This window comes from endosymbiont of unidentified scaly snail isolate Monju (assembly GCF_000801295.1).
GTDB lineage: Bacteria > Pseudomonadota > Gammaproteobacteria > Chromatiales > Chromatiaceae > MONJU.
In genome coordinates, this window is the sequence record NZ_AP012978.1 from 1,684,120 (window position 1) to 1,697,458 (window position 13,339).

Sequence of the window (13,339 nt, forward strand, 5' to 3'; positions counted from 1 at the left end):
CGGCTCAGGCCGTATTGCGCAGGCGCTTGAGGTGCCGGTAGAGGGTGCGTTCGCTGATACCGAGCCGTTCGGCAGCGCGCCCGCGGTGGCCGTCGCACTCGGCCAGCACCCGCAGCATCTCCTCGACCGAGGGGCCGCTGCCTCGGCGATCGAGCAGGCGGGCCGCCTCGGGGTCGATCAGCCGTTTCCCGCCGGTTTCCCGATCGGCATCGTCGGCAAACAGCAGGTGATCGAACACCAGGTGCTCGATCCGCAGCGGTTCGTCCGCAGCGTAGATCACCGCACGCTCAATCAGGTTGCGCAGTTCGCGCACATTGCCGGGATAGTCATGGGCGAGCAATGCCGCTTCCACTTCGGGCGCCAGTTCGCGCAAGGCCGCATCGGGCTGGAACTGGCGCAGAAAATGCCGCGCCAGCAGGGGGATATCCTTGCGCCGCTCGCGCAGCGGCGGCAGTTGTATGGGGAAGGCCGAGAGGCGGTAGTACAGGTCCCTGCGCAGATTGCCCTGCTCCACCCGCTGTTGCAGCTCACCGAAGGAAGCGATGATGACCCGCACATCGACCCGCCGGTAGTCGGTCGCGCCCAGCGGCTGGATCTCGCCACATTCCAGCGCACGCAACAGCTTCAGCTGCGAAGCCAGCGGCAGCTCGCAGATCTCGTCGATGAACAGGGTGCCGCCGTCGGCCTGCTGAAACACCCCCTCGGCCAGAATCTCGCCATCGGCCGCGAGCTGGCCGAACAGCCGCCGATCCAGTTCCTCGCTGTCCCCGCTGGCCGCGCAGTCGAACACCACGAAAGGCCCGTCGGCCCGGTCGGAGCGCTGATGGATATAACGCGCCAGGCACTCCTTGCCGGTCCCGCTCTCGCCCACCAGCAGCACCGTGGTGCGGGTCGGCGCCACGCGCTGTGCCTGCTTGACCACCAATTGCATGGCCTCCGCACGACCGACCAGGAACTCCTCCGTACTTCGGGTGCGCACCGGGATGATGCTCTCGCCCATGAATTGAAGCTGTCCCTGCTCGTCGAACAGGGGCGTGGCGTTGATCTGCACCTGCTCCTCGTTGCCCTGGCCGTCGTAATGCACATGCATCACCTGGATCGCCTCGCCGCTGCGGAACAGCTCTTCCAGTGGGCAGTGCTCGCCGTGCTCGCTGCACGGGCTGTCCAGGTGATGCGATACCTCGTGACAACGCCGGCCGATCAGAGACTCGGGCCTCACCCCGTAGTGCCGCGCGTAATGGCGGTTGGCAGTGACGATGGTGTAATTGCGATCGATCACCACGAACGGGTCGGGGAAGCTGTCGATCAACTGCTGGCAGTTGGGCTCCCGGATCTTCTTGTGCACGTCTCACCTCCCTGGGGTCTGGGGACGGCCGGTCCTCTGCGTGACCTGGCCGGCGCCGGGACTGACAAGCTGTCATTCCCGTCAATACTGACTATGCTAACTATAGCAATCCCGATTTTGCGGAGAACGTCATGAACGGATGGAAAAATACCCTCCTCTGCATGGCGTTATGCTGCCTGCCCCTGAGTGCTTCGGCCGGCCGCTTTGTCGAGACCCCCTACGAAGACCCGAAGGCGGTCTTCGACTTCTACTTCGACGATCCGCGTCACATCGAAAGCGCCTTGTACTGGCTGCGCGCCTACATCAATCCCCTGACCGAATCGCCCTACGACCTCGCTCCGGAGATGATGGACATCGTCGTGGTGATCCACGGTACCGAGCTGGTGACCGTGGCAACCAAGAACTACGAGAAATACCGCAACGCCGTGGATCGCATGCGCTATTACGCCCTGCTCGGGGTGAAATTCCGCGTCTGCGGCCTGGCCGCCGCCGATTACGGGTACCGCACCGAGGACTTCCAGGACTTCATCGAGGTGGCCCCCTCGGCCATCACCGAGCTGGGCCACTGGCAGCAACAGGGGTATGCCCTGATCACCCCGCGCATCCTGGAAAAACGTTTCCGTCTCGAAGAGATCCGCTGACCCCGTCCCGTCCTGTGCGAGAATAGGTGGCTTTCGATCCGCCGTATCGTCGCCATGTCGCATCACCCGTCATTGCCCGAGACCACCGAAGCCCGCCACTGGGGTCGCGCCAACGGTGCCGCACTGAGCCTGGCGCTGGCCGGTGCCGCGCGCGACGCTGGCCGCCCCCTGCTGGTGATCACCCCCGACCCCCAGGGCGCGCAGCGCCTGCTCGAGGAACTGCGTTTCTTCCTGGGCAGCGACGGCCCCGAGGCCTTCCTGTTTCCGGACTGGGAGACCCTGCCCTACGACGCGTTCTCGCCACTGCCCGAGCTGGTCTCGCAGCGCCTCGAGACCCTGCACCACCTGCGCGAGATGCAGCAAGGTATCGTCATCGCCCCGGTGGCCACGGTGATGCAGCGCCTGCTGCCCGAGGACTTTCTCGACGCCCACAGCCTGCACCTGGCCGTCGGTGACCGGCTCGACTTCGACGCCTTCCGCCGGCGCCTGGAACAGGCGGGCTACGAGCCGGTCTCCCAGGTGATGGGCCATGGCGAGTTCGCGGTGCGCGGCTCGCTGATCGACCTCTTCCCCATGGGCAGCGAGCTGCCGCTGCGCATCGACCTGTTCGACGACGAGATCGACTCCATCCGCACCTTCGATGCCGATACCCAACGCACCCTGGAGAAGATCGACCGCTTCGCCATGCTGCCGGCGCGCGAATTCCCGGTGGACGAGCAGGCCATCAACCGCTTCCGCCGCGCCTGGCGCGAGACCTTTCCCGGCGACCCGCAGCGCAGCCTGATCTACCGCGAGGTGAGCGAGGGCCATCTGCCCGGCGGCATCGAGTACTATCTGCCGCTGTTCTTCGAGCGCACCGCCACCCTGTTCGACTACCTGCCCGAGTCCACCCTGGTGGTGCACGAACAGGCGTTGAACGACACCGCCGGCGAATTTGCCGAGCAGGTGACACAACGCTACGAACAGCGCCGGCACGACATCGAACGGCCGCTGCTGTCTCCCGAGGCACTCTGGCTCTCGCCCGAGGCGCTCGAGCAGGCGATCGCCAACCACCCCCGCATCGCCCACCAGCCCTTCGAGGCCGAGGACGGCGACAACCTGGCCGCCCGCCTCCTGCCACCGCTGGCGCTGCAGGCGCGTGCCGCCGAACCGGCCGCCGCATTGCACGGCTTCCTCGAGCAGCATCGCGGGCGCGTGCTGTTCGTGGCCGAGACCGCCGGCCGCCGCGAGGCCCTGCGCGACACCCTGCGCGACCTGCACATCGTGGTGCACGCGGTGGACGGCTGGCAGGCATTCCTGGATGCCGAAGACCCCCTGTGCCTGACCGCCGCTCCGATCGAGACCGGCCTGTGGCTGGAAGACCCGGAGCTGGCGGTGATCCCCGAGGCCCTGTTGCTGGGCGAGCGGGTGCGCCAGCGGCGGCGCGCGCGCCGTGGCCCCGATGCCGAGCTGGTGGTGCGCAACCTGGCCGAGCTGCAGATCGGCGCCCCGGTGGTACACGAGGAGCACGGGGTGGGTCGCTACCTGGGCCTGCAGACGCTGGACACCGGCGGCATGGCGCAGGAATACCTGGTGCTCGAATATGCGCGTGGCGACAAGCTGTACGTGCCGGTCGGCGCCCTGCACCGCATCTCGCGCTATACCGGCGCCTCGCCGGAGAACGCGCCGCTGCACCGCCTCGGCTCCGATCAGTGGGAGAAGGCCCGTCGCCGCGCCGCCGAGAAGGTACGCGACGTGGCCGCCGAACTGCTCGACATCTATGCCCGCCGGGCCGCCCGCGAGGGCACCGCCTTGCCACCGCCGGGCGAGGAATACCGCCAGTTCGCCGCCCAGTTCGAGTTCGAGGAGACCCCCGACCAGGCCGCCGCCATCACCGCGGTGATCGAGGACATGACCTCACCACGCCCCATGGACCGCCTGGTGTGCGGCGACGTCGGCTTCGGCAAGACCGAGGTCGCCATGCGCGCCGCCTTCATGGCCGCGCACAATGGCCGCCAGGTCGCGGTGCTGCTACCCACCACCCTGCTCGCCCAACAGCACTTCCAGAACTTCGCCGACCGCTTCGCCGACTGGCCGATCCGGGTCGCCGGGCTGTCACGCTTCCGCTCGAAGAAGGAAACCGACGCCATCCTCGAAGGGCTGGCCGACGGCACCATCGACATTGTGGTCGGCACCCACAAGCTGCTGGGCGAGGAGATCCGTTTCAAGGACCTGGGACTGGTCATCGTCGACGAGGAACACCGCTTCGGCGTGCGCCACAAGGAACGCCTCAAGGCCCTGCGCGCCGAGGTGGACATGCTCACGCTCACCGCCACGCCCATCCCCCGCACCCTCAATATGGCCATGTCGGGCATGCGCGACCTGTTCATCATCGCCACCCCGCCGGCCGCGCGGCACCCCATCAAGACCTTCGTCACCCAGTGGAACGACGCACAGATCACCGAGGCCATCCAGCGCGAACTGGCACGCGGCGGCCAGGTGTACTTCCTGCACAACGAGGTCGAGAGCATCGAGAAAATGGCCACCAAGGTGCAGGAACTGGTGCCCTCGGCGCGCCTAGAGGTCGCCCACGGGCAGATGCGCGAGCGCGAGCTGGAGCGCATCATGCGCGACTTCTATCACCAGCGCTTCAACATCCTGGTGTGCACCACCATCGTCGAGTCGGGCATCGACGTGCCCAGCGCGAACACCATTGTCATCAACCGCGCCGACCGCCTCGGCCTGGCCCAGCTGCACCAGCTGCGCGGCCGGGTCGGGCGTTCGCACCACCGCGCCTACGCCTACCTGATCACCCCGCCGCCACGCGCCATGACCGCGGACGCGCGCAAGCGGCTCGAGGCCATCGAGGCGCTGGAAGACCTGGGCGCGGGCTTCAGCCTGGCTACCCACGACCTGGAGATCCGCGGCGCCGGCGAGCTGCTGGGCGACGAGCAGAGCGGCCAGATCCACGAAGTCGGCTTCACCCTCTATACCGAGATGCTCGAGCAGGCGGTCAAGGCCATCCGCGAAGGCCGCGACCCGGCGCTGGAGAAACCGCTGGACCATGGTGCCGAGATCGACCTGCACATCCCCGCCCTGCTGCCCGAGGAGTATATCCCCGACGTACACACCCGGCTGATCCAGTACAAGCGGATCGCCTCGGCCGAATCTCCCGAGGCGCTGCGCGAGCTGAAGGTGGAGATGATCGACCGCTTCGGCCTGCTGCCCGAACCGGCACAGCGCCTGTTCGACCTCACCGAGCTGAAACTGGCCATCCGCGACCTGGGCATCCGCAAGGTCGATGTCGGTCCCCAGGGCGGACGCATCCTGTTCGCGCCGGAACCGAAGATCGACGCCGCGCGCCTGATCGAACTGATCCAGACCCGGCCACAGGAATTCAAGCTGGATGGCCCGGACAAACTGCGCTTCTTCGCCGACATGAGCGAACCCGAGACCCGCATCGGCACCACTGCCGCCATATTGCAACAGCTCGCCCCCTCGCCAGCCGGCGGCGATTGAGGCATCATCTGTGCGTTACCCGCAACGAGCACCGAGCCACGCAATGCCTGTCTTCCACCGCCTTGCCATCCTGCTGATCCTGCTTTGCGCCAGCCTGGCCGCCAGCGCGCAGGAAGGGGTATACATCGTGGAGATGCTGGTGTTCGAGCAGCCCGATGCCTACGACGAACCGGGGCAGTTCGACGAGGTGAATGCCGGGCGCCAGGTCGCCGGATCACTGGAGCTTGGCACCCCCGGCGTCATTCCCCTGCCTGCACAGGACGGCGGGTTCGGCCCGGTGATCTATACGCTCAGGCACAAGGGCGCGAGAGTCCTCGCCCACCTGCGCTGGCGGCACGACTTCTCCTCTCCCGTCAGTACGGACTGGCTGCGCCTGACCAATCCCTATCTCGACGGGGTGATCCGCCTGCGGCGTGGCCGCTTCATCCACCTCGACACCGACCTGCAGATCACCGGCAGCGAACAGCCCGTCCGCGAGCACGGCCGCATGCGCAGCGGTGAACTGCTGTACGTCGATCACCCCCGCGCCGGCATCCTCATCCGCGCCGAACGCATCGACTCCCCGAAGCCGCAGGCCGTCCCCAGCGCCCCGGCGGCCACCCAGGAACCACCGCCGCCTCCGCCCAAACCGGCCACCGACAACCCGCCCGAGCAACGCGAACCGGCCAGCGAGATCCCCCGCGCCCTGCCCGACCCGACCTGACCGCACCCGCCTCGCGGCGGGGACGCTGGGTTCGTGGCGGAATGCTGCTCCTGCCTGCAGCAGGCCCGTCCCCGGGCCGAACCGTTCCCTGTCGGGCGGAAAGCCTGCCTGCGGAATGGAAACACCCTGGCGGAGATCACCCCGGCCGACTGAGCTGGGTGGCGACCAGGCCGGCGAACAGCACCACGAAACCCAGTGGCACGGCGCTCATGTAGAACATGGCGTCCCCGAACCCGGCGAACAGGCGCCAGAAGCCGACCACCAGGCCGAAGACGGTCAGAATCAATCCCAGCCAGACGGTGAACACCCCGATCTTGTGCATGTCGGCTCCCAGTCGTTGAAATCCGCGCATCATACCGCCCGCAGCCGGCGGCGCCCATGCACTCAGCGGCCGGTCAGGCGGGCATACAGCAGGGGGAGCCGATTCGGCAGCTCGGAGGGGCGGTGGATGACCACATAGCCATCGGTGCCGAACAGGTAGGGGAGGTAGTCGTTGCCCCGCTCGTCGATGGTCACGCAGAAAGGCTCGAGCCCCGCGCGCCGCGCCTCGAGGATGGCCTGGCGGGTATCCTCGATGCCAAAGCGTCCCTCGTACTGGTCGAGGTCGTTGGGTTTGCCGTCGGTGAGCAGCAGCAGGCGGCGCCCGGCGGACTGTTCACCCAGGATGCGGGCGCCGAAGCGGATGGCCGCCCCCATGCGTGTGTAGTAGCCGGGGCGGATGGCGGCGATGCGCCCGCGAATGCGCGCATCGTAGGGTTCCTCGAAGGCCTTGAGCAGGTGCACGCGCACCGGGTCGCGCTTGCGCGAGGAGAAACCGCACAGGCCGAAACGGTCGCCGGTGGCTGCCAGTGATTCGGCGAACAGGAACAGGCTGTCGCGGATCACGTCGATCACCCGGTTGCTGTCGTCGATCCAGGTATCGGTGGACAGCGACAGATCGGCCATCAGCAGGCTGACCAGGTCACGCGCACCGGAACGCATCTCCCGGTACAGGCCCTCACCGCTCACCGCCAGGCCGGCGGCACGATCGGCGGCAAAGCGCAGGTAGGCATCGAGGTCGATGTCCTGTCCGTCCGGCCGGGCACGATGCCAGGTGCGTGCCGGCGCCAGCAACTGGAACTGCGCGCGCAGTCGTTTCGCGGTCCGTCCCAGGTGCGGCGGCAAAGGCAGCGGTTGCGCGTCGGCGGCCAGCATGGGCACGATGCGGCAACGGTCGGGCAGCAGGGCATGGCGCTTCCAGTCCCACTCCGGCAGCAGCAGGCCCTGGTGCAGGATGCGATCGTCCTGCGCCTCGGCCGGCAGGTCCAGGTCGAAACGCAGGGTGGCCGCCGGGCGCTTGTCGCTGCGCGCCACCGCCAGCCGGTCCAGGTCGCGGGCGATGGCCTCGGCACGGTCGAGGTCGTCCTCGTCCTCGGAACCCCGATCGACCCGCACGTATTCACCCCAGGTAAAGATGTTCTCCATGCGCACCGTGATCAGCCCGCGGTCGGCCTCGGGCTCCTCGACACGCTCGGCGCGACGGCGCAACTGCTCGACCTCTTGCTGGCGCTCCCGATCTCCTGCCCCGCTGTCCCCGGGATCGTCGCCGGCCGCAGCGTCCGCGAGCGGCCGAGGCGGCTCGGGGTGCAGCCACAGGGGCACCGGCTGTGGCGGGCGCCGCGCCGCCGGCAGATCCGCCACCGAGCCGGGCTCGCGCAGGGCCTGGCACAGGGCACGCTCGGCCGCTGCCTGGTCGGCCGGCAGGCGTTCGGCATCGGGACGCAGCAGCAGGTGCGCCTCGACCAGGCGCTGGTATCGCGTGCGCAGGCCAGGATAGCGATCGAGCACCTGGACGACCCGTCGCTGGTTGCCGACGAACCAGTCCCCGGCGTCCTCGTCGGCGACCGCGGCCAGCGCCGCCAGCCACAGGTAGAGTTCGCGATTGAGCGCGCGATCGGGGAACCAGTCGATCACCGCGGGCAGGCGCAGGTACTGCGCATCGCGCCAGGCCAGCGTCACCTTCTCGTGCACGCCGGCGACACGTTGCAGCCAGCTGCGCCGTGCGCCGTGCGCCGTGGCCTCGGGGTGGTGGGTGTCCGCCAGCCGGGTGATCAGGCGGTGCCAGAGTTCGCCGACCTGTTCTTCCATTCCTCGATCTCCTCCGGCCGACCTCGCGCCGCCTCGCGTACCAACAGGGGACGGCCGGTGACCACCGGCAGTGCCGCCTCGCCACGCACCCAGCGCAGCACGGGCCGGGTGCCCAGTCGCGTGGTCACCTGTTCGCAGGCATCCAGGCACTGCGCGCACTCGGTGCAGGTGAACATGCGGCGCTTGAGGGTGCGCGGCTTGAGGCGCATGGGACAGGCGTTGTCACAGGCGTTGTTGCAAGACTTGCAGACCGCGGCACGGGCGGTGTCGAACCCCACCACCAGGGCGCGGTCGTTGGCCATCCACGCCAGGCTCTGGAACAGGCCGACCGCGCAGCCAAAACGACAAAACAGATGCCGTGCCAACAGGAACTCGATGCTGAACGCACCCGTGGCAGCGATCAGGAAGGTCGCCTGATTGCGCGTCAGTTCGCCGGTGAACAGGTTGCCGTAAACGGTGGCCGGCGGCAGCAGCCAGGTGAGCAGCACCACCGCCCAGAGAAAGGCAAAGCCGAACACCGCCAGCAGCGTCGGCACCCAGTAGCGAGGATCGGGATGCCGCAAGGTGCCATCCGGCTGGCGCGCCGGCAGCGGGCGACGCTCCCACAGGCTGTGCCGGCCGATGGCGCGACGCATCAGGCCGTTGATGGTCTCGACCACCGAGAAATGCGGGCAGAGCCAGCCGCAATACAGGCGACCGTAACGCCGGGCGATCCACAGGAACAGCGCGGCGCCGCCGAACAGCGGGAGGGCACCGCGCCAGAACAGGTTCCACGCCGCCTTGCCTACGCCGATGCGCCCGGCCACGAAGTCGTCGATGCCCAGGGTCCAGGGATGACCGAAGAAGATGGCGTGTCCCAGGGTCAGGTCGAAGCGCAGGATGTCGAACACCGGGGCCAGCACGAACAACGCGAAAAAACCGGCCTGCAACAGACGCCGTCTGACCTGCAGCGACAGGTTCACGACAATCCCCCCGAACAACCGTCGGGCAGCGGACGCCCAAGCAGCGGATAGCGCCAGCACTGTCCGGCCATTGCCTTGGCCAGGCCGTAGGCGCCGAACACCACCAGCGCCGAATGACAGAAGGTGAAATAGGTGATGACCACCACCCAGGTCCAGGGACCATCGTAACCGCCAAGCAGCACGATGACGGCATTGAAGGCCACCAGCAGCACGCCGGCCCAGAGGCTGGCAGAGACGGTCTGCGCAAGGTGGGCACGCGCCAGCGCCGGCGCCTGCCCACGGTGCCGCCACCACAGCCACAGCAGGACCAGGAACGACAGACCCGGCATCAGCAGCAGGTTGGACAGATAGAGCGCCTCGGCCATCACGGCCAGCGACAGGCCGGCCTCGGGCACGTCAGCCGAGCGTGGCATCGACCACCTCGCGCAACGCCGCCAGGGTCTCGGCGTCGTCGCTGAGCGGTTCGACCATCGCCGTCAGCACGGCCTCACGCGGGTCGAAGCCGCCGCGGATCAGAGTTGCGGCATACACCAGCAGGCGGGTGGAGGCGGCTTCTTCCAGGTCGTGATCCTCGAGTGCACGCAGGGCACGGGCCAGGTTCACCAGACGCTCGCCGGTGGCGCGGTCGATGCCGGTCTCTCCCTGCAGTATCGTCAGCTCGTTCTCCGGCGAGGGAAAATCGAAACTCATGGCCACGAAACGCTGGCGGGTCGAGGGCTTCATGCCCTTCAGCAGGTTCTGGTAGCCGGGGTTGTAGGAGACCACCAGCATGAACTCCGGCGGCGCCTGCAAGGTCTCGCCCGTGCGCTCCAGCGGCAGGATGCGCCGGTCGTCGGTCAGAGGGTGCAGCACCACCGTGGTGTCCTTGCGCGCCTCGACCACCTCGTCGAGATAACAGATGGCACCTTCGCGCACCGCGCGGGTGAGCGGCCCATCCGACCAGAAGGTGCCCTCACCGCCAATCAGGTGACGTCCCACCAGGTCCGCCGCAGTGAGGTCGTCGTGACAGGCCACGGTGTACAGGGGACGCCCGAGGCGCGCCGCCATGTACCGCACGAAACGGCTCTTGCCGCAGCCGGTCGGCCCCTTGATGAGCACCGGCAGGCGGTTGCGCCAGGCGTGTTCGAACAGGGCCACCTCGTTGCCCTGGGGACAGTAGAAAGGCAGCTCGGCCGCCGCCTCGCGTTCGGGATTGGCTTTTATGTCCATCAGTGTAGTCCGCTGCTAAGAAAGAAGGCCACGCCCACCAGGACGCCCACCCCTGCCAGCCAGATCAGGATCGCCCACCGCCAGAACCCGCGCACATTGCGCAGACCCATGAACCAGTCGCCGATCAGCTGCCCCTTGAACACGGTCAGGGCCAGCACGGACAAGGTCACCGGCAGGCCCTGCAAACCCAGCTTGCCGACCACCCAGGTGATCAGCGTCAGTAGCATCAACGCAATATAGATGAGCGTACAAGATCCACCCCTGTTGCGGCTATCGGTGTTCATCTCAGTGCATGACGTAGACCAGAGGAAAAAGGATCAACCAGACCAGGTCCACCATGTGCCAATAGCTGGCACCACTCTCGATATCGGTGTGTGATTGCGCACTGTAATGCCCGGCCGCGGTACGCATGGCCAACACCATGAGGACGAGAATACCCAGGATCACGTGCATGAAATGAAAGAATGTCAGGGAGAGATAGAACATGTAGAAGGTGTTGGTACTCAAACGAATCCCCTCTCCCAGGTGATGCGCATATTCCATACCCTTGACGAGGAGGAACAGTCCGCCCATGCCCACGGCTGCCCACAACCGGTTGCGTGCCGATACTGCCCGCCCCTCCCTGATGGCGACCACCGCGCGCACCACGAAGTAGCTGGCAGTGATCAGTGCCAGGGTATTGAACAATGCCGCATTGCGATCGAGCGTGGCCTGGTACTGGTCGAACAGGGCCACATGCTGCATACGCGTGAAGGCATAGGCGGCAAAGAAGATGGCGAATACCGCCAGCTCGGCCAGGATGAAGATCCATACTGCCAGATCGCCCGGGGGATAATGGGATGTCTCCGGCAGATTGCCACCTCTCGTCATGGATCATTCCCCACCCAGTACGATTCTGTCCGACAGCTGCATGAAGGCCGGCGAAAAAAGACGCCCGGCACCTCCTCGCGGAGACACCGGGCGCCACCCTCGACTCAGGCAGTGGGAGATGCTGCCTGTTCTACCGCAACCTCCGGATCTTTCGATCCGACGAAGAAGCTCGCAATATAGAGCACCAGGCCAGCGAGGAAGACTACGCCGGCCACCTCACGCATCCAGTAAAAGAGCGCGATCTTTTCCTGCACCACCATGAAGGGCAGCGGGGTGTCGCTGTAACGCTGCAGGTAGACCTGCAGGATGCCTGCGCCGGTGAGGAACAGGGTGATGAACACCATGGAGACGGTCATCAGCCAGAAAGACCACATCTCCAGTACCTGCGAGCGATTGCTGTTGGCTGCCTTGCGCCCGCGCATCATCGGCATGGCGTAGGAGATGATGGTCAGCACGATCATGGCGTAGGCGCCGTAGAAGGCCATGTGGCCGTGCGCCGCGGTGATCTGGCTGCCATGGGTGTAGTAGTTGACCGGCGACAGGGTGTGCAGAAAGCCCCAGACCCCGGCTCCCAGGAAGGCCATCACAGCGGTGCCCAGGGCCCACAGCACGGCAGCCTTGTTGGGGTGATTGCGCCGCCGGCGGTTGACCATGTTGAAGGCGAACACCGTCATCATGAAGAAGGGAATGGGCTCCAGGGCGGAGAACACCGAACCCCACCACTGCCAGTACTCCGGCGTGCCGATCCAGTAGTAGTGGTGACCGGTACCGATGATGCCGGTGATCAGGGTCATGGCGATGATCACGTACAACCACTTTTCGATCACTTCGCGGTCCACGCCGGTGGTCTTGATCAACACGAAGGCGAGGATGGAGCCGAGAATCAGTTCCCAGACGCCTTCCACCCACAGGTGCACCACCCACCACCAGTAGAACTTGTCCTTGACCAGGTTGTCCGGGTTGTAGAAGGCGAACAGGAACAGCACCGCCAGTCCGGTCAGGCCGATCAGCAACACCAGATTGACCACCGTCTTGCGACCCGAGAGGATGGTCATGCCGATGTTGTAGAGGAAGGCCAGAGCGACGATCACGATGCCGATCTTGGTGATGGTCGGCTGCTCGAGGAACTCGCGCCCCATGGTCGGCAGCAGGTCGTTTCCGGTCATCTTCGCCAACCCCGAATAGGGCACCAGCAGGTAACCCAGGATGGTGAGTGCCCCGGCGACCAGGAAGACCCAGAACATCAGCACCGCCAGCCCCGGGCTGTGCAGCTCACGTTCGGCCTCTTCCGGCACCAGATAGTAGGCCGCCCCCATGAAGCCAAACAGGATCCATACGATCAGCAGGTTGGTATGGACCATGCGCGCCACGTTGAAGGGAATCTCGGGGAACAGGAAATCACCCACGACATATTGCAGCCCCAGGATCAGGCCAAACAGGATCTGTCCGGCAAACAACCCGATGGCCGCGGTGAAATACAGCTTGGCTACCGCTTGTGATTGATATTGCATGGCTCTCGTCCTCCGCTCGGATCAGCCCTGGATATTCGGTGGCCAGTTGGCCGTATTGATCTCGGACGAATACTTCAGGAACTCGGCGATGGCATCGAGCTCCTCGTCCGTGAAATTGAATTGCGGCATGCTGCGACGACCGGGAATACCGTCTTTCGGACGACTCTTGATGAAGCCGATGATGCCGGCCTTGCCGCCCAGGCGCTTGTAGGCATTGCCCAGCTCGGGGGCAAAGTAGGCGCCTTCTCCCAGCAGGGTATGGCACCCGATGCAATCATTGTTCTCCCACAGGCGCTTGCCCATTGCCACCTTCTCGGTGATCTCCTGGCGATTGTCGCGATCCGGCAACGCGCCCTGGGTATCGAAGGTCAAGGCCAGGAACAGCAACAGGAAGAACAGGCTCCCCCCGTAGAATATGTTGCGTGCCATGGCCTTGGTGAAAGCCTCTGACATGGTCGTACCCTCCGCTAGCT

Annotated in this window: 13 protein-coding genes; 3 read left to right on the forward strand and 10 right to left on the reverse strand. The window is 66.1% G+C overall.

What is annotated here, in order from left to right; genetic code table 11:
* Positions 1-4 precede the first annotated feature (4 nt).
* Complete coding sequence (locus tag EBS_RS08110; protein WP_043108173.1) at positions 5-1,345, reverse strand: sigma-54 interaction domain-containing protein; 1,341 nt, start codon at positions 1,343-1,345, stop codon at positions 5-7.
* Between the two features lie 131 nt (positions 1,346-1,476).
* Between EBS_RS08110 and EBS_RS08115 the strand changes: the two genes are divergently transcribed.
* Genes EBS_RS08115 through EBS_RS08125 form a run of 3 tightly spaced genes read left to right on the forward strand, consistent with a single transcriptional unit; the run spans position 1,477 to position 6,187 of the window.
* The gene (locus EBS_RS08115) at positions 1,477-1,986 is read left to right on the forward strand and encodes a DsrE family protein (protein WP_043108174.1); all 510 of its coding nucleotides are present in this window, start codon (positions 1,477-1,479) and stop codon (positions 1,984-1,986) included.
* Positions 1,987-2,040: 54 nt separating this feature from the next.
* Positions 2,041-5,484 (forward strand): transcription-repair coupling factor, encoded by a 3,444-nt coding sequence (gene mfd / locus EBS_RS08120; protein WP_043108175.1) that lies wholly within the window; start codon positions 2,041-2,043, stop codon positions 5,482-5,484.
* A 43-nt stretch (positions 5,485-5,527) separates the two neighbouring features.
* Positions 5,528-6,187 (forward strand): CsiV family protein, encoded by a 660-nt coding sequence (locus EBS_RS08125; protein ID WP_043108177.1) that lies wholly within the window; start codon positions 5,528-5,530, stop codon positions 6,185-6,187.
* A gap of 136 nt (positions 6,188-6,323) precedes the next feature.
* Here the strand turns inward: EBS_RS08125 and EBS_RS08130 are convergent, their stop codons facing one another.
* From EBS_RS08130 to EBS_RS08170, 9 genes are all read right to left on the reverse strand, one after another.
* Positions 6,324-6,509, reverse strand: a complete 186-nt coding sequence (locus EBS_RS08130; protein ID WP_043108178.1) for a hypothetical protein — start codon at positions 6,507-6,509, stop codon at positions 6,324-6,326.
* A gap of 62 nt (positions 6,510-6,571) precedes the next feature.
* Entirely contained in the window at positions 6,572-8,314 is a 1,743-nt protein-coding gene (locus EBS_RS08135) for a nitric oxide reductase activation protein NorD (protein WP_043108179.1), read from the reverse strand.
* Complete coding sequence (locus EBS_RS08140; protein ID WP_231892786.1) at positions 8,278-9,276, reverse strand: 4Fe-4S binding protein; 999 nt, start codon at positions 9,274-9,276, stop codon at positions 8,278-8,280. The genes EBS_RS08135 and EBS_RS08140 overlap by 37 nt, the downstream gene beginning before the upstream one ends.
* On the reverse strand, positions 9,273-9,689 hold the full coding sequence (locus EBS_RS08145) for a cytochrome c oxidase subunit III (RefSeq protein ID WP_043108180.1): 417 nt from the start codon (positions 9,687-9,689) through the stop codon (positions 9,273-9,275). The genes EBS_RS08140 and EBS_RS08145 overlap by 4 nt, the downstream gene beginning before the upstream one ends.
* Positions 9,673-10,485: a CbbQ/NirQ/NorQ/GpvN family protein gene (locus tag EBS_RS08150; protein WP_052199421.1), complete on the reverse strand. Its 813-nt coding sequence runs from the start codon at positions 10,483-10,485 to the stop codon at positions 9,673-9,675. The genes EBS_RS08145 and EBS_RS08150 overlap by 17 nt, the downstream gene beginning before the upstream one ends.
* Entirely contained in the window at positions 10,485-10,769 is a 285-nt protein-coding gene (locus EBS_RS08155; RefSeq protein WP_043108181.1) for a cytochrome C oxidase subunit IV family protein, read from the reverse strand. The genes EBS_RS08150 and EBS_RS08155 overlap by 1 nt, the downstream gene beginning before the upstream one ends.
* 1 nt (position 10,770) lies before the next feature.
* Positions 10,771-11,355: a cytochrome c oxidase subunit 3 family protein gene (locus tag EBS_RS08160; protein WP_043108183.1), complete on the reverse strand. Its 585-nt coding sequence runs from the start codon at positions 11,353-11,355 to the stop codon at positions 10,771-10,773.
* A gap of 104 nt (positions 11,356-11,459) precedes the next feature.
* Positions 11,460-12,866: a cbb3-type cytochrome c oxidase subunit I gene (locus tag EBS_RS08165; RefSeq protein WP_043108184.1), complete on the reverse strand. Its 1,407-nt coding sequence runs from the start codon at positions 12,864-12,866 to the stop codon at positions 11,460-11,462.
* A gap of 21 nt (positions 12,867-12,887) precedes the next feature.
* Positions 12,888-13,319, reverse strand: coding sequence for a c-type cytochrome (locus EBS_RS08170; protein ID WP_043108186.1), 432 nt, complete (start codon positions 13,317-13,319; stop codon positions 12,888-12,890).
* Positions 13,320-13,339 lie beyond the last annotated feature (20 nt).